At 72.1% G+C, this 16,287-nt stretch carries 9 protein-coding genes; 6 read left to right on the top strand and 3 right to left on the bottom strand.

Going from position 1 to position 16,287, the window contains the following annotated elements; all coding sequences use genetic code 11:
• Positions 1-101: 101 nt before the first annotated feature.
• The 3 genes from D450_RS0113765 to D450_RS0113755 all read left to right on the top strand — a co-directional run bounded on the left by D450_RS0113765 (position 102) and on the right by D450_RS0113755 (position 4,574).
• Positions 102-1,937 (top strand): tetratricopeptide repeat protein, encoded by a 1,836-nt coding sequence (locus tag D450_RS0113765; RefSeq protein ID WP_026128541.1) that lies wholly within the window; start codon positions 102-104, stop codon positions 1,935-1,937.
• Positions 1,938-2,220: 283 nt separating this feature from the next.
• Positions 2,221-3,699, top strand: a complete 1,479-nt coding sequence (locus D450_RS0113760) for an acyl-CoA thioesterase/bile acid-CoA:amino acid N-acyltransferase family protein (protein ID WP_241483148.1) — start codon at positions 2,221-2,223, stop codon at positions 3,697-3,699.
• Entirely contained in the window at positions 3,696-4,574 is an 879-nt protein-coding gene (locus D450_RS0113755) for a hypothetical protein (protein WP_017539248.1), read from the top strand. The genes D450_RS0113760 and D450_RS0113755 overlap by 4 nt, the downstream gene beginning before the upstream one ends.
• A gap of 30 nt (positions 4,575-4,604) precedes the next feature.
• Here D450_RS0113755 and D450_RS0113750 read toward each other — a convergent pair whose 3' ends face one another.
• Positions 4,605-5,192, bottom strand: coding sequence for a histidine phosphatase family protein (locus tag D450_RS0113750; protein WP_017539247.1), 588 nt, complete (start codon positions 5,190-5,192; stop codon positions 4,605-4,607).
• Between the two features lie 279 nt (positions 5,193-5,471).
• Positions 5,472-7,868: a HelD family protein gene (locus D450_RS0113745; protein ID WP_017539246.1), complete on the bottom strand. Its 2,397-nt coding sequence runs from the start codon at positions 7,866-7,868 to the stop codon at positions 5,472-5,474.
• Positions 7,869-8,270: 402 nt separating this feature from the next.
• On the opposite strand from D450_RS0113745, the gene D450_RS0113740 reads away from it, so the two are divergent.
• From D450_RS0113740 to thyX, 3 genes are all read left to right on the top strand, one after another.
• On the top strand, positions 8,271-10,517 hold the full coding sequence (locus tag D450_RS0113740; protein ID WP_017539245.1) for an anthranilate synthase component I: 2,247 nt from the start codon (positions 8,271-8,273) through the stop codon (positions 10,515-10,517).
• A 196-nt stretch (positions 10,518-10,713) separates the two neighbouring features.
• A complete protein-coding gene (locus D450_RS0113735) occupies positions 10,714-11,547 on the top strand; it encodes an NAD-dependent epimerase/dehydratase family protein (protein WP_241483147.1) in 834 nt (277 codons plus the stop codon).
• Between the two features lie 190 nt (positions 11,548-11,737).
• Complete coding sequence (thyX, locus tag D450_RS0113730; protein ID WP_017539243.1) at positions 11,738-12,538, top strand: FAD-dependent thymidylate synthase; 801 nt, start codon at positions 11,738-11,740, stop codon at positions 12,536-12,538.
• A 130-nt stretch (positions 12,539-12,668) separates the two neighbouring features.
• Here thyX and D450_RS30160 read toward each other — a convergent pair whose 3' ends face one another.
• Positions 12,669-16,004: a type ISP restriction/modification enzyme gene (locus tag D450_RS30160; RefSeq protein ID WP_083932628.1), complete on the bottom strand. Its 3,336-nt coding sequence runs from the start codon at positions 16,002-16,004 to the stop codon at positions 12,669-12,671.
• Positions 16,005-16,287: the final 283 nt, after the last annotated feature.

Raw genomic sequence — 16,287 nt, 5'->3', positions numbered from 1 at the left:
AGGCGTTGATGCCCGAACCGGAGGACGTGCGCAATCACGCGGGAAATCACGTGGGCGCGAACGAGGGTCAGTCATTCCAGATCGGAAGCGTTTCCGGAGGGATGCACTTCTACGGCGGCGAGCGTTTCGGCACCTTGGGGCCGGACGGGGGGCTTCCGTACATCGACGTGTCGCCGCCTGTCTCTGAACGAGGCCTCGTCCATCGCGACGGGCTCATCGAGCGCGTCGTCCAGGCCCTCAGGGAGGAACCGGGGGCGCACCTGCTGCACGGGCCCGCGGGGGCGGGGGCCTCCGCCGCGGCCGCCTCCGTGGCCGGCAGGGTCCGCCGGGAACTCGGATGGCAGGTGTACTGGATCAGGCCCCGGCAGCGGCTGCACGGGTTGCTCGGAGTCGCCTGCCGCCTGCGGGGCCACACGGGCGAGAAGGCGGCGAAGTTCCTGCGGGGGGCGCCTGCCGACGGGATCGCCTGGGCCCGGGAGGTGATCGGGGACCACGGGGCCCCTGTGCTCATCGTCATCGACGACGCCGACGGCGGCCCGCAGGGAAACGGGGCGGAAGCGGCGGCGGCGAGAGGCTGGGAGCACTTGGGCGGCGCCTGCCGTGTGCTCCTGACGGGGCGCTCCGGGGCGGCCAGGGCCGTGGAGGGCGCCCGGCGGCACACCGTCGACCCCCTCGCCCCGGGGGCGGCCTACGCCTTCCTGCACGAGCGCGTACCGCCGCGCGACGCCGCCGAGGGCCGGGCCCTGGAGGCCGCCGTCCGCGCGTGCCGCGGGCTTCCCAAGCGCCTGCACGCGGTCGCCTCGGGGCTCGCGGAGGGGGAGCACCGGCCGGAGGGGCCGGCCGTATGGTGGAGGCGCCTGGACGGCCTCACCGGTGAGCCTGCGGCAGGCAGGCACCAGGAGGTCCTGCAGCTGCTGGCCGCGGTGGAGGCGGACCGGGTGAAGGGGGGAGTTCCCCGGCGCTGGTGCGCCGTGGTGCACAGGCCGGACCGCGATTCCCCGTCGGCGGCCGCGCGGCTCGATTTCTCGTCGGCCGAATTCCTGGAGGAGCGCGGCCTCGTCACCGTGCGCGGCACCGGTCCCGACGCCCGCGTGGCGATCAGCCCCGGGCTGGGGGCGGCGTTGCGGTGCGACATGCGCGACGGGCAGGCGTCCGCCCTCGCGCTGGACGCGCTCGACTTCTGGTCCGGGCATGAGGTCGAGCAGGAATGGGAGGCGTTCACGAGGATCGCCGACCGCTACGCGGGGGTTCCCGGCGTCCTGCTGCGCGCGGACGTCGGCAGAGGGCTCGTGGCGCTGGAGACGCCGGGGCGGCGCAGGGTGCGGCAGGCGGAGGACACGGTCGACCGGGTCCTCCGGCGGATGAAGCGGAGCGGGGCGATCGATCCCGCTCCACCTTCGGAGCGGTCCGTGAGCGACGACCACCTGCGCGTGTGGTACCGCGCGTGGACGGCCCTGGCGTGGGTGACCGTCCGCAGGGGCAGGTGGCCCGAGGCCGTCGGGACCATCAAGGCCGTGGCGGCCGACCAGGGGGAGGACCTCGGACCCGACCACCCGGACACCCTGCGCAGCGAGGCGCTGCTGGGCGGCATCCTGAAGGCGGCCTACCAGGACGAGGAAGCGGAGGACGTGTACCGCCGTATCCGGGAGCGGCAGGTGCGGGGCTTCGGAGAGGAGCACTACCTGGTCCTCGCCGCCCGGTTCGACCTGGCGCTCGCCCGCGCGATGAGGGGGGAGTTCTCCGGCGCGAGGGCCGACCTGGGCCGGCTGGCCGAGCGGTGCGAGGGGACCCTCGGGGCGGGCCAGCCGTTCACGCGGCATGTGCGGGGCGCCGAGAAGTGGGTCGCCAAGATGGGAACGGCCCGCTACCCGGCGAAGGTCGCGATCACGTTCGCGGGGTGGACCATGAAGAAGGCCTCGCGCTACGTGAGGATCTAGCCGCCGGAGCCGCGATGGCCGCCGCTTTCGCCGGCCCGTACATCCCATCGTGGCCGCGCCCTCAGGGCTGACGGCTGCCTCTGCCAGGTCCGGCCACCGAATGTCCGACAGGGTCCCTTGTCGCTCACCGGCCTCCGACAGAGGATCGACGCGAGGCTGCAATGCACTCGGGCCCGTGCGCCGGTTCAACCGGGCGTCGCTTGAACCTTCCGGTGCGAGAGGCGGAACACTCGCGACCCGACCGGCGTCTGAGGCGGAGTCCGAGGCGGAAGGGGACGGCGGTATGCGGCGATGGGCGCGCGCGGCGGCGGCAGCGGCACCCGGCGCACTCCTCCTGACGGCGTGCACGACGGGCCAGGGCCCCGAACCGGACGTGCGCACCGGGCCGGAGGGGGCGCTGATCGATGCGTCGGCCGAATTCCTCGTCGAGGGCCTGCCGCCCGGGGAAGAGGCCGTCCTCTGGCTCCACGCCACCGACCCCCAGGGGAGGGACTGGGCCTCATGGGCCTCTTTCACCAGCGACGAGGAAGGGCGTGTCGATCCGGCGTCCCAGGCCCCCGAGGCGGGGACCTACGACGACGCCGACGCTGAAGGCCTTCTGCGCTCGCTGCGCCTGCCCGACGGCGAGCCCGTCCGTTCTCCGGTCCCGGTGCCGGGGGAGGGACCCGAGCTCGCCTACACCTTCGGGGTGGACGTGGGCGGCCGGACGGTGGCCGAGGAAGAATTCGTGCGGCTGCTCCACGCCCCCGGAGTGCGCACCGAACGCACCGACGACCAAGGCGTCGTAGGAGACCTCTACCTCCCGCCGGGCCCCGGCCCGCACCCGGGCGTCCTCCTCCTCGGAGGCTCGGAGGGCGGACGGGCGAGTCCGTCCCTCGCCGCTCTCATGGCGAGCCACGGCCTTGCGGTCCTGAGCATCGCCTACTTCGGTGAGGAAGGCGTCCCCGAGACCCTCGAGTCCATCCCTCTGGAGTACACGTTCGACGCGGTCGACCTGCTGAGCGGACACCCCGACGTCTCCGGGGAGGGGGTCGGTGTCATGGGGGCCTCCAAAGGGGGCGAGCTGGCCCTCCTCGTCGGGGCGCACGACCGGCGCGTGAATGCGGCGGTGTCCGTGGTCGGTTCCAGCTACGTCTTCCACGCGCCCCCGGGACCGACCGGAGCGGGGGCGGCGAGCGGTTCCTGGTCGCTCGACGGGAACGACCTCCCCTACCTTGCGCCGACGCAGGCGATGTCGCTGCGGGACACCGCGCCCGGGTTCCTCGGTCGTCCGTGGAGGCTGGACTGGAGCGCGGAGAATGCGGTGGAGCAGGCCACGCCTCAGGAGCGAGAGGCGGCCACCATTCCCACCGAGCGCATCGACGGCCCGGTGCTGATCATCTCCGGCGCCCAGGACGCGTTGTGGCCGCACTGGCTGGCCGACGAAGGGGAGGAACGCCGGGACGCCGCCGGACTCCCCACCGAGCGGGTCGTCCACCCCGAGGCCGGCCACCTCATCATGGGCGTCCCGAACCTGCCCTCCACCTACTCCACCGCCGCCCCTCTCATCCCCGACATCGCCCTGATGGACCTCGGCGGCGACCCGGCCGCCAATGCCGAGGCCGTGGACGACACCTTCACCAGGTCGGTCGCCTTCTTCAAAGAGGCACTCAAGGAGGGATCGGGGGAGGCGCCGGAGGGAGGACCGGAGCCGGAGCCAGATGAACAGGCGGAGGCGCCGACCGGAGACGGGACGCCCGGACAGGAAGGGGAGGGAACGTGACGGCGACGGACCCGGGCCCCGCGCGCACAGCCGTCGGCCCGCGTGCAGCGGCCGTCCTCGCCTCCGCGCTGTACGGAGCCGCCTTCGTCGCGGCAGTCGGGGGAACCGCGCTCGTCCTCGGCTACCCGCCGCCGCGCGACGGTCTCCAAGCCGCGCTCGGGCTGGTTCCCGCAGCGATCGGTCTGGCGGCCGCCTGTGGCCTGGCGGCGCACGCGCTCCGCTCTCAGAGGCGACTGCCCGCTGCCCTCATCGGGGTGACCGGTGCGGCGGTGCTGGCCGCCGAACTGGTGTGGCCCCCGCGCCAGGTGGTGGTCGCAGGGGAGCGCTACACCGACGGCACGCCGTGGCTGGCCCTGCTCGTCGCGACATGGCCGGTCCTGCTGCTCGGCGTCGTGATCGTATGGGCCGCCCAGGCCCGCCTGGGCCGGGAGGGCGATCGTCCGCGCTGGGGGCGCGCCCTGCTGCTCTCCCTCGGCCTTGGGGCCGGTGCCGCGGCGGCGGTGGCCACCGCCCTCCTCCCCGCCGAGCCTCCCGTCTGGCTGCTGGTCTGGGGGCTCCCCGGCTACGGGTTCGCGTACGCCCTGGCGGGCCTGTTGCTGGCGCGGCCCGGTCGTGTCCTGCCGGTCCTCGTCCTGCTGGCAGGGACCGCGGTGGCCGCCGTGGACACGCTCACCGTGATCCCCGGGACGCCCGCACAGATCGCGCTGCAGATGTGGCCCGCCTACCTCGCCGCCGCCCTGCTGGCCGGACTCCTGGAGTGGCCGGTGGTCGCCGTGGCCCGACGCGCGCAGCACGCGCGGGGAGCCGGTCCCTCCTCCGTCGGGGGAGCTGAAGAGACGGGGGAGGGACCGGCGGGCGGGAACAAAGGCCGGTGACTCAGGGGAGGCGGCTCGCAGTGAGGCTGCTCAGGCCTTCGCCGGGACCCGCCATTCGCGGATCTCGCCGTTGCGCATCCCCGGGTGCCCGAGGCGCCCGAAGAACTCCGCATGGCCCACGACCAGGACGGAGCGCACCGACCGCACGGACCGCTCTGTCCTGTGCACCAGCCACTCCGTGAAGGCCGCGACGCGCTCCTGGAGGACCGCCTCGGGCTCGACGGCGACGCCGCGTTCATCGGTGCGGCCCGTGTACCACCACGTCTCGGGAAGGTGGCCGAAGTCCAGGGACGGGAATTCCTTGGCCAGGGTCCGGGGCGGGCGGCCGATGTCGCAGGTGTTGCCCAGGTGCTCGCGGTGCAGCGCCTCCACGACGATGGGCACGCCCAGACCGCCCGCCGCCCCGAGGGCCGTCTGGAGCGCCCGGGTGAGGGGGGAGGTGACCACCAGGTCGGGGGCGAGGCGCCGGACACCGGCCGCCGCCTCGGCCGCCTGGGAGACGCCCAAGGGGGTCAGCTCCGGATCGACGATGAGCGGGTCGCGGCCGGTCCGGTCGTAGATCGCGTTGAAGGCGCTCTGACCGTGCCGGAGCAGGTGAACGGTGGTGCTGTCGGTCACGTGGTTCCCCGTCGGTTCGTTCCTGCCGCCGCTGTGCCCCTCCGCCCGGCCGGGGAGCGGCGCTGGACCACGCATGCTGCCCGACCGGGGTTACGCTCCGTCGACCGGCGCCGCACCCTGGGACGAACGCCCGCGATCCGCCCGTCGGCCGGCCCCCGGACCGACCTGCCGCCTGCCTCGGTCGCCGGTCCTACCGAGGATTCCGGAAGTTCCGCGGGTGCGGAGGGCGGACGCCACGGTTCGCGCCCGCGCCCGCTCCGGCCGTCCGCATCCGGAGCCTCAGGCCCCGTCCAGCCCCGCGAGCATCGTCGGCAGGTCGGCCTCGTGGAGCACGGTCAGCCGCCGCGTGGCGCGCGTGATCGCCACGTACAGGTCGCGCCCGCCCTGCGGCGACTGGTCCAGGATCTCGTCCGGCGCGGCCACCACCACCGAGTCGAACTCCAGCCCCTTGGCCTGGGCACAGGTGAGCACCGCCACCGGGGCGTCCAGGACCTCGGGCGAGGCCTGGGACTCGGCTTCGGGCAGCAGTGCCGCGACGGCGCCGTGGCGGGCGTCGGGGACGATCACCGCCACGCGGCCGGCCACCCCTTCGGGGTCGCCGTGCTCGCCGCCCTCGGCGGTCTGCACGGTCCGCACCTCCTGCCGGGCGACGAAGGGCAGCCGCTCCTCCCACTCCCCGGGGGCGACCCGCACTGCCCGCGGCGGCTCGTCGCCCTCGCGCACCGACTCCGGCGGCTCCTGGTCCGGCGCCACCTCCTTGAGGACCGCGGCGGCCACCTCCATGATCGCCGCAGGGGTCCGGTAGTTGACCAGCAGCCGCTCCTCGTGGAGGCCGCCGCCGACGTGCCGCTCCAGCATCGAGGACCACGAGGACGCCCCGGCCGCGCTTCCGGTCTGGGCCACGTCGCCCACGACGGTGAGCGAGCGCGTGGGGATGCGCCGCATGACCGTCCGCCAGGCCATCTCCGACAGCTCCTGGGCCTCGTCCACGATCACGTGTCCATAAGCCCAGGTGCGATCCTGCGCAGCGCGCTCTGCGGTGGTGCGCTCGGGGCCGTCGTACCTGTTGCGCTCGAAGAGCGTGTTCGCGTCCACGACCAGGTCGCCGTCGGCCGTCCTCTGCTCGGAGAGGCCGGTGACCTCCAGGACCCCCTGGGCGTAGCGCTCCGCCTCGGCCCGGCGCCGGGCCTCCTCCCGCTGCCGGGCGCGGCGGACCGAGCCGTCGTCGCCCAGAAGCTCGGCCGCCTCGTCCAGGAGTGGGACATCGCCCACGGTCCACGGGCTCCCCTCAGGGCGCAGCAACGCGTCGAGGTCCTCGCCGGACAGGGCGTCGCCGGGGGAGATGCGTTCGGCCTCGCGGGCCGCCGCGGCCAGTCTGTCCCCGTCGCTCAAGAGCTCACCGATCAGCGTCTCAGGGGACAGGTCCGGCCACAGGGCGTCGAGCGCCCTGTGCACCTCGGGCTCCTCCCACAGGGTCTCCCTTGCCGACTGCAGGTCCTCGTCCGTCCACAGCGGGGCGTCGGGGTCCTCCATCTCGGGGACGCCGGCGAAGGCGCCGTCCCAGGCGGCCGCCTCCTCGGCCTCGCGGATCGAGTGCTCCAGCACGTCGTGCTGGTCCTGGGCGAGGGCCGTGAGCATCTCGCTGACGAAGAAGGTCCGCGCCGCGTTGTGCTTCACCCCCAGCTCGCGCGCCCGGTCCCGCACGGAACGGCAGGTGTCCTCGGAGACGAACAGATCCGTGCCCGAGGCGGTGATGTACAGGCCGCCCTCGGGCACGCGCTGGCGCTCGCGCACCGCGGCCTCGACGAGTGTCGCCATTCTCAGCGACCCTTTGACGGCGGCGGTGCGGTGCCCCTCCGCCCCTTCGGCCCGCACTCCCGGGTACAGCCCGCCGAGCGTCGTCATCACCACGTCGGTCTCGCCCAGCGAGGGGAGCACCTGGCCGATGTAGCGCAGGAAGACCGGGTTGGGGCCCACCACCAGCACGCCGCGCCGCTCCAGCAGGTCGCGATGGGTGTACAGCAGGAACGCGGCCCGGTGCAGGGCGGCCACGGTCTTACCGGTGCCCGGGCCGCCCTGGACCACCAGGGCGCCCTGGAGGGACGAGCGGATCACCCGGTCCTGCTCGCTCTGGATGGTGGCGACGATGTCGTGCATGCGGCCCGTCCGGCCGGCCCGCAGCGAGGCCATCAGCGCGGCCTCGCCCACCAGGCCCTGCCGGTCGTCCTCGCTCAGCCCTTCCAGATCGAAGACCTCGTCGTCGAGGCCGACCACCGTCCGGCGCCGGGTGTACAGGTGGCGCCTGCGGGCCAGGCCGTCGGGGGCGCTCGGGGTCGCGGAGTAGAAGGGGCGCGCCGCCGGGGCGCGCCAGTCCACCAGGGCGACCTCGCGGTCGCCGTCGCGCAGCCCGATGCGCCCGATGTACAGCCGCTCGCCGGGGGAGCGGCCGTCCCCGCGCAGGTCGACGCGGCCGAAGCACAGCCCTTCCTCGACCGCCTCGAGCCGGGTGAGCCGGCGCGCCTGCTCGTCGACGCTCGCCTCCCGGTCCATGAGCGCGCCGTGGCCGCCCGCGCCGTTGCGCTGGGCGCGCAGGAAGGCGTCCCGCACGTGTGCGCGCTCGGCGTCGAGGTGGCCGTAGAGCGCCGAGACGTACTCCTGCTCGCCGTGGATTGACACGGCGAGGGGGTTGTGGCCCGCGCTTTGACTCTGCTCCATTGCCTTGGTACTCTCCATATTGAGTGGACGAGTCTGGCCCATCTTCGTCATCACGAGTGGGTCACCGTACCATGCCGCACCGGCGTGCGCATCGCCCCGGTGCTTTTTTCTTCTCCTCCTGCGCCCGCGTCACTGTCGCGCGCCCCCGCACCCGCGCTACACTTCGGCACATGCAGAACCCGGAGACCACCCGCACACGCGGGCAGTGGTGGCGCCGCTCCTAGGCGGCGCTCCGAGTTCAGCCCTTCCCACAGGCCACGGCGACCGCCCCGGACGGCGGTCGCATCGCGTGCACGGCGCGGCCCCGGCCAGGCGGCGCGGCGGCCCGAAGCCCAGACCGCCCAGCGCGATGAAGGACCGCCCGTGGAACCCAGCAACGACGCCCGACCCGCCGCCTATACCACCGCGGGCGGGATCGCCGTCCGCCGCACCGCATCCCCCTGCGACCCGGCCGCTCTCACCGCCCTCGTCACGGCCGTGCAGGAGCGGCGCGGCGGCGTGCTCTCCTCCGGCATGGAGTACCCGGGGCGCTACAGCCGGTGGCACCTGGGCTACGTCGACCCCTGCCTGGAGGTGGCCGCGCGCGGCAGGCGGGTCAGCGCCACCGCCCTCAACGCGCGGGGGCGCGTGCTGCTGCCGGCGGTGGCGGCGGCCCTGGCCGAGCACGGCCCCACGGCCGTCGAGGGGGCGGACGGCGCCACGGTCTCGGTCGCCGTGCCCGAGCCCGACCCCGGGGCCTTCTTCACCGAGGAGGAGCGCAGCCGCCGCCCCGGCGTCTTCACCGTGCTGCGCTCCCTGGTCGCGGTCTTCTCCTCCGGTGAGGACCCCAACCTGGGGCTGTACGGCGCGTTCGGCTACGACCTGGCCTTCCAGTTCGAGCCGGTGGAGCGGGTGCAGGAGCGCGACCCCGGCGACCGGGACCTGGTCCTTCAGCTCCCGGACGAGGTCATCGTCCACGACCGCAAGCGCGAGACGTGCAACCGCTACACCTACGAGTTCATCGTCCCGGGCTCCGACGGGGGCGAGCCGGTCTCCACCGACGGCCTCCCGCGCACCACCGACCCCACCCCCGAGGTCGTCCCCGTACAGGTCCCCGAGCAGCCCGAGCCGGGGTCCTACGCCAAGGTCGTGGCCGAGGCCAAGGAGCGCTTCCGCAGGGGGGACCTGTTCGAGGTCGTCCCCGGCCACCGCACCTACGGCGCCTGCACGTCCCCCGCGCGCTTCTATGAGCGCCTGCGCGAGCGCAACCCGGCCCCCTACGAGTTCTTCTTCAACCTCGGCGAGGGCGAGTACCTGGTCGGCGCCTCACCCGAGATGTTCGTGCGCGTGGGCGCCGGGGCCGACGGCCGGCGCAGGGTGGAGACCTGCCCCATCTCCGGGACCATTCAGCGCGGCGCGGACCCCCTGGGCGACGCCGACAACATCCGCGCGCTCCTCTCCTCCCTCAAGGAGGAGTCGGAGCTGACCATGTGCACCGACGTGGACCGCAACGACAAGTCGCGGGTGTGCGAGCCCGGGAGCGTGCGGGTGATCGGGCGCAGGCAGATCGAGATGTACAGCAGGCTCATCCACACCGTCGACCACATCGAGGGCGTGCTGCGCCCGGAGTTCGACGCCCTGGACGCCTTCCTCACCCACATGTGGGCCGTCACCGTCACCGGCGCCCCCAAGACCTGGGCGATGCGGTTCATCGAGCGCCACGAGACCTCCCCGCGCCGCTGGTACGGCGGCGCCGTGGGCGTCATCGGCTTCGACGGCTCGATGAACACGGGGCTGACCCTGCGCACCGCACAGATCCGCGACGGTGTGGCGACGATCCGGGCCGGAGCGACGCTGCTGTACGACTCCGACCCCGAGGCCGAGGAGCGGGAGACCTTCCTCAAGGCGCGCGCGCTGCTGGAGACGCTCAAGGAGGTCGAGGAGGAGGTCCGGGAGGAGAGCCGGCAGAGCAGCGAGGAGGCGGCCCCCGAGGCCGGTTCGGACGCCGCCGAGCCCGCGCCCCTCGCCGGCGCGGGGATGAGGGTCCTGCTCGTCGACCACGAGGACTCCTTCGTCAACACCCTCGCCGACTACTTCCGCCGCCAGGGCGCCGAGGTCACCACGGTCCGGTACGGATTCGACCCGGTGCTGCTCGACGAGATGGCGCCCGACCTCGTGGTGCTGTCGCCCGGCCCGGGCCTGCCCTCCGACTTCGGCACCGACGCCCTCCTCGACGCCGTGGGCGAGCGCTCCCTGCCGGTCTTCGGGGTGTGCCTGGGGCTGCAGGCCATGGTCGAGCACGCGGGAGGGGAGCTTCTCACCCTCAAGGAGCCGGTGCACGGCAAGCCGGGGCAGGTGCGCGTCATGGGCGGCCGGCTCCTCAGCGATCTGGGGAAGGGGAACTTCTTCCAGGCGGCCCGGTACCACTCGGTCTACTCCACGCCCGAGCGGGTGAAGGGGTACAGGGTGACCGCGGTGACGGAGGACGGCCCCGAGCCGGTCGTCATGGCGATCGAGGACCCGGACCGGCGCAGGTGGGCGGTGCAGTTCCACCCTGAGTCCATTCTCACGGCCGAGGTCGGTGAGCAGATCGTGCAGCGCGCGCTGCGCATGGCCGCCGGGACGGCCTGAGCCGGGCGCACGGTCCGCGCGCCGTCCGTCCTGGGGCCGGGCCACGGCCCGGCCCCAGGACGGACGGTCGGCCCTGAAGGACCTGTTCCGGTTCCGTGGTGCGGAGGCGGTTCCCCCGCCTCCGCACCACGGTCCGGGGAAGCCTTCGGCCGCGTCCGCGATGCTGAAAGCGCGCGGCGCTCGTAGGCTTCTACATATGGATTCACAACTCGGACGAGTGGCCGTCACCGGAGCGGCGGGACGGATCGGCCGCACCGTGCGCGACGGACTCGGCGACGCGGAGCACCTGGTGCTCATCGATCGGTCCCCGCTGCCCGAGCCCGCCGACCCTGACCGGGAGACGGCCGTCGAGGCCGACATCACCGATGTCGAGGCGCTGGTGAAGGCGTTCGAGGGGGCCGAGGCGGTCGTGCACCTGGCCGCGCTCGCCGAGGAGGCGCCGCTGCCCGACCTCCTCACGGCCAACGTCGAGGGCACTCTGGCGGTCCTGGAGGCGGCGCGCCGCGCCTCGGTGGAGCGCGTGGTGCTGGCCTCCAGCAACAGGGTGACCGGCAACTACCCCATCCACCACCACGTGTTCCCGGACGAGCCGCCCCGGCCGGACGGCTTCTACGGGGTCACCAAGGTGGCGGCCGAGGCGCTGGGGCAGCTCTACGCCGACACCTACGGCATGCAGGTGGTCGCGCTGAGGATCGGCTCCTTCGAGGAGAAGCCCACCGAGACGCGGCACCTGGCCACCTGGCTGAGCCCGCGCGACTGCGTCGGCTTCGTGAGGGCGGCGCTGACCACGGCCAACGTGAACTTCGTCGCCGCCTACGCGGTGTCGGCCAACGCGCGCCGCTTCTGGGACCTCACGGTGGGGGAGAGTGAGCTGGGGTACAAGCCGGTGGACGACGCGGCGGTGTACTCCGGGGAGTTCCCGGACGACGACCCGTTCTGGCACGGAGGCCCCCAGGGAGGCGACTTCGCCGGCCCCGAGGCCCTGGCGCCGTACCTGCCCGGCGGCTCCGGTGGTGCCGACGGCTCCTGACGGCCGTTCCCCGGGGCGCCCCCGCTCGGCGCCCTGGCACCGCCCCGCCTCCGCTCGGCACCGGGACCGTCTCGTGCCGCCCTGCGCCGTCCTGCGCCGTCCCGGGCCGTCCCCGTGGGCCGGTAAGGTCGACTCGGCCCGGGGGCAGGCGGTCCTCCGCGGCCGACAGCGTTTGTCGAGGGGGAGCACGATGAAGCAGGTCGAGCCCGAGGTCCACCTGGTCGCCAAGCCGCAGCTGGACTACGGCGAGGTGGCGCGGTACCTCGCCGACGTCGGCGGGGACACGTGGTTGGAGCGGTTCGACCGGGGCGACCTCGACGCCCACCTCAACGACCCGCAGAACCTCGCCGAGTTCGCCGGGCGCCTGTGCTACCGCTCCTGGGAGCCGGGCCTGAACCCGAACGTCACGCGGGTGCGGACCGACCAGGACGCCTACCTGACCAACATCCTGCGCAGCCTGCACGGGTCGGTCCTGGAGCACGTCAGCTTCAGCTTCGTCCTGCACAACGTCAGCCGCGTCCTCACGCACGAGCTGATCCGGCACCGGCCCGGCGTGGCGGTCTCCCAGGAGTCGCTGCGCTTCGTGCGCCTGACCGACCTGCCGTTCTGGTTCCCCGAGTGGGCCCAGGAGGACCCGGAGCTGATGGAGCGGGCCGCCGACATGCTGCAGCGCATGGAGGAGTTCCAGCTCTGGATGGCCGACCACTTCGAGCTCGACGAAGAGGGCAAGAAGTTCGCCGACAAGAAGCACAAGACCTCGTTCATGCGCCGCTTCGCCCCTGAGGGCGTGGCCACCGGCCTGGTGTGGACCGCCAACGTCCGCACCCTGCGCCACACCATCGAGGCCCGCACCGCCCCCGGCGCCGAAGAGGAGATCCGCCTGCTGTTCGGCAAGGTCGGCGAGCTCCTCAAGCAGGAGGCCCCGGCCCTCTTCGGCGACTACACCGTCGACGAAGACGGCTCCTGGGTCCCCGAATGGCGCAAGGTCTGACCCGGGCCGACATGTGACCTCGGAGAGGGGCGGGAGGCATGTGCCTTCCGTCCCTCCCTTCCATCGGCCGGTGTACGCCGGACTCTCAGGACACTGATCGACGAGGAGCACTCGGCCTCAGGCCCTCGACTCACTCGAAGAGGGGGGATGGGCCGTTCCGCGCCTTCGGCGGGGCGCTGGCGGCCGAAGCCGGGTCGGGCAACTCTGTGCCCGCGATCGTGGGGCCGTCACAGATCCGCTCCAGTAGATCGTCTTGGAGCGGGGCGAGAGCGACGCATTCCGTGACGACACCGAGGAGCCCCAGGAGATCGTCGGTGAGTCGGCTGTCCCAGTGCGTCACGTTGATCGAGTCCAACGGGGACGTTCTCTTCTTCGCGCGAGGGTCGCGCACTCGATAGCCGAACCAGTGCCGGACGACGGCCATGCCACCGACGTCGAAGTCGTAGACGGCGGGCGAGACACGGTCGATCGCCCCCTCTCCCACCCGTAATACCTGTTCGCCCTCTCGCGGGCGCTCGGGAACCTCGGCAGGCACCCGCCTTATCGGCTGGAGGACTCTGACACCGGCCCGTTCTGCGATCGCGAGGGCCCCTTCCGGGCGGTCGGCAGCAGGATCGACGAACCGTTCGCCGAAGGTATGGAGCCATAGCACTCGGCGACCGACCTCGACCGCCTCGGCCCACAGCTGGGACCGTCCGGTCAGGGGGACTCGAATGCCCGGTGTCCGAAGGTCGGCGCGAAACCGTCGGGTATAGCCGGGATGGGCGACCACTGCCGCGATGTAGGCAAGGACGTCTCCGGCGCTGACGGCGATCCCCAGACGGTTGCTGAGGCGTTTGAGGAGGCCCGGTGTCATGTTAGGGGACATCGCGTCGGCGTCGCGGTACAGCGGGTGGACACCGCCCGCACGGACGTTGAAGTGGTCCAGGTCGGGGATGAGGGACGTGAAGACGAGCCCGGGTCCGCTTTCGATGGGGTGGCTGTCCTGCGTGGAGACATAGACCTGTTGATCGGATCGTGTGGACCACAGCGGAGGGCGCGGCATCTCGATCAATCTGTTGTCCGGAATCACCCACTGGCGGTCGAAGGATCGGTACGCGGCGCGTATGGGCGGGGCCATCGCGGAGTCCTCATCGGCGATCGTATGAGTGAGAGGGGGGAAGCCGGGCAGGGGAGCCTCAGGGCGGTCGACCTTTCGGTCGCGTCCTTCCTTGAATCGGACCCTGCGCGCCTCACCCTCTGCGCTGAGAAGGTTCTCCCAGCGCCGCTGCAGGACGTCCTGGTGAGGCGCGTACACCCATGCGCGTCCCGTTGTCACCCCGCGCGTCCTCCACGGCATGAGCTGACCGAGGGCGGGGTGGTCGAGCCATGCTCGTCGGGCGGATGGTTGGAACCCTGCTCGTCGTTGCATAGGAGCCGAGTCCCACTCGGGACCATGCGGGTCTAAGCTTCTCAGGCTCGCGATCTTCTCGCGGGCGGCGCCATGGAGCCGGATGTGGTGAACATCTGCGGGGGTGTCGGGTTGCGAAGGGCCATAGCGGGCGAACACCGCGATGCACAGCCGCCTGCCGACGCCTGGGCCGAACACCCGTGTACCGGCCTCGGGGCGATTTCCCTCGGGCGAAAGGTCGATCAACCAGCCTTCGTCGCAGACCCTTCGCAGGTACTCCCGCACCCCTTCGAACGCCTTCCCATCGATCAGGCTCGCCGGGGTGATGAAGGCGATGGCGCCGGCGGGACTGTCGGGGTGGGCCTCGAAGACCTTCCAGATGGCCCATCTCCAGTAGAGCCACGGCAGGCCGTGAAGATCCGAGGTGTAGCGGGCGTTGCCGTCGGTCCGGAACTCGTCGAGGGACGGGCGACTCTGAACCTGAGGAGGTTGGTGCAGCGGATCGCGCCGCCGCTCGATCCACTCTGCCGTCCCCCTGGTGTTCTCCACGTGCGGAGGATTGCCGATGACCACCATCACCGGCTGCTCTCGTTTGATCCGGTTCGCCTCTTGGCGGGAGCGCTCGATGGGCCTGTAGGCCGCACTGATCCACTCCTGTGTCGCCGTCGGGTCCTCCAACGCATCGGTGAGGAAGCGGACCTCGGTGGCCGGGATCTCCGTATCGAACCGGTTCTTCAGCGCCTGGTGGAGGCGCAGTTCCGCAATCGCGTACGGTGCGACCTGGATCTCGAAGCCGACGAGCCGCTCGGCGAACAGGTCGCGCAGGCGGTCGGGCCTGGCGCCGGTCCCCTGTTTGGCATCGATCGTTCCGGCGACGGAGCGAATGACCTCGACCAAGAAGGTCCCGGTCCCCATCGCGGGGTCCACGACCGTCACATCGTCGGACGCGATCCCCCAGCCCCGCCCCATGCGCGTCCGCAGTACCTTGTCGACGAAATCGACCATGGCGCCGGCGACGGGCTGAGGGGTGTAGTACGAGCCGCTCTTCTTGCGGAGTTTCGGGTCGTAGTCGGCCAGGAACCGTTCATAGAGCTCTGAATAGACATCGGTGCGGCCGTGGTCGAGCTTGTTCCAGTCGACAGGGGCGATCACCTGGCGCAGGGTGGTGATGGTCGGCAGTTCTTCTGTGACGTCGCTGTCGGTCAGCACCGCGAGGGCACGGCCGATGAGCGAGTGCTTCTTGCCGAGCTTGCGGGCGATCTCGTTGAGCGACGTCTCCTCGAACCCGATGCCGTCGAGCCGGGCGAGCAGGAGCGCGTAGGCGATGGTCTGGGCGTACGCGTCGGCGAAGCCTTCATCGTCGAGTCCGGGGAACAGGAGTCGGCGCCAGTCGCCCGCCAGAAGCGTCAAGTGCTCGTGGGCCGCGTGCTCGGATGGTCCGGCCAGCACCGTTTGTACTTCTTCCCGGAGCAGTCTGCAGAGTCCGGCGATGATGCCGATGAGCTCGGGCAGAGAGCGCGGTCGCGTCGGCGCCCATGTGAGGAAGTCGCGGATGAGCGTTTCGAACGCACGGTCTGCGGGGCGCAGCGGTCCGGCGGGGTCATCGAGGCCGCCGGTCAGACGCACAGTAGAGCCGACGGGTTCGCCGTACACGAATCGGCCCCAAGTGAGGCCGTCGGTGTACATGACGTTGGGTTTTGCGGCGAGTTTTCGGAACTGGTCGCGTTCCCGCTTGCTCGGTCGCCAGCCGGCGGCTCCGGGAATCCCGCGTCCCGGGGCTTTGAGCTCGACATAGCCGATCCTTGACCTTCCGACGTCCACGGCGTAGTCGGGTCGGACCCTGGCTCCCTTGAGCTCGACCTCGTCGAAGGCGGTGATGTTCAGTCCCAGGCAGACGCCGAGCCGTGTGAGGAGTGATTCCATGGGGCCGCGAAGCTGGTGTTCGGCTCCTCCGACCCCGGTCAGTTTTCTGGCCAGCGATTCTCCGAACTGCTCCACTGCGGCGGTGACCGCTGGATTCGGTGCTCTGCCGGCATGGGGGGAGAACGGCGGCGTCCGTTCCAGCGCGTCGGTCATCGGCGCTCCAGGAGCATGGGGGGCGACCAGTGGTGCTCAAACCACCTCACAACGGGTGCCGGGAGGAGGAGTACTTGCGGGAAGGCCAGTCATCCCCGGCCGACCAGGAAGGAGCCTGCATCCCGTCGGCTGTAGGCCTCCGGGGAGCGTGTGCCCCGGGGGCGGCATCGTTTCAGTGGGGCCGAAGGGGGAGGTTGTACCACTCGCACTCTGCCGGAGTGAGGACGCCCGAAGGGCCACCGCCGAGAGCGTCCAACGAAGATCATCGTGGGGCGTGGCCGAA

It is taken from the genome of Nocardiopsis halophila DSM 44494 (genome assembly GCF_000341245.1).
GTDB lineage: Bacteria > Actinomycetota > Actinomycetes > Streptosporangiales > Streptosporangiaceae > Nocardiopsis_A > Nocardiopsis_A halophila.
This window is presented reverse-complemented; position numbering and strand designations above follow the sequence as displayed.

Excerpts from the sequence above, each read along its gene's own strand:
- D450_RS0113765 (WP_026128541.1), top strand. The coding sequence starts at position 102 with ATGCACTTCTACGGCGGCGAGCGTTTCGGCACCTTGGGGCCGGACGGG.
- D450_RS0113735 (WP_241483147.1), top strand. The coding sequence starts at position 10,714 with ATGGATTCACAACTCGGACGAGTGGCCGTCACCGGAGCGGCGGGACGG.
- thyX (WP_017539243.1), top strand. The coding sequence starts at position 11,738 with ATGAAGCAGGTCGAGCCCGAGGTCCACCTGGTCGCCAAGCCGCAGCTG.
- D450_RS30160 (WP_083932628.1), bottom strand. The coding sequence starts at position 16,004 with ATGACCGACGCGCTGGAACGGACGCCGCCGTTCTCCCCCCATGCCGGC.
- D450_RS0113760 (WP_241483148.1), top strand. The coding sequence starts at position 2,221 with ATGCGGCGATGGGCGCGCGCGGCGGCGGCAGCGGCACCCGGCGCACTC.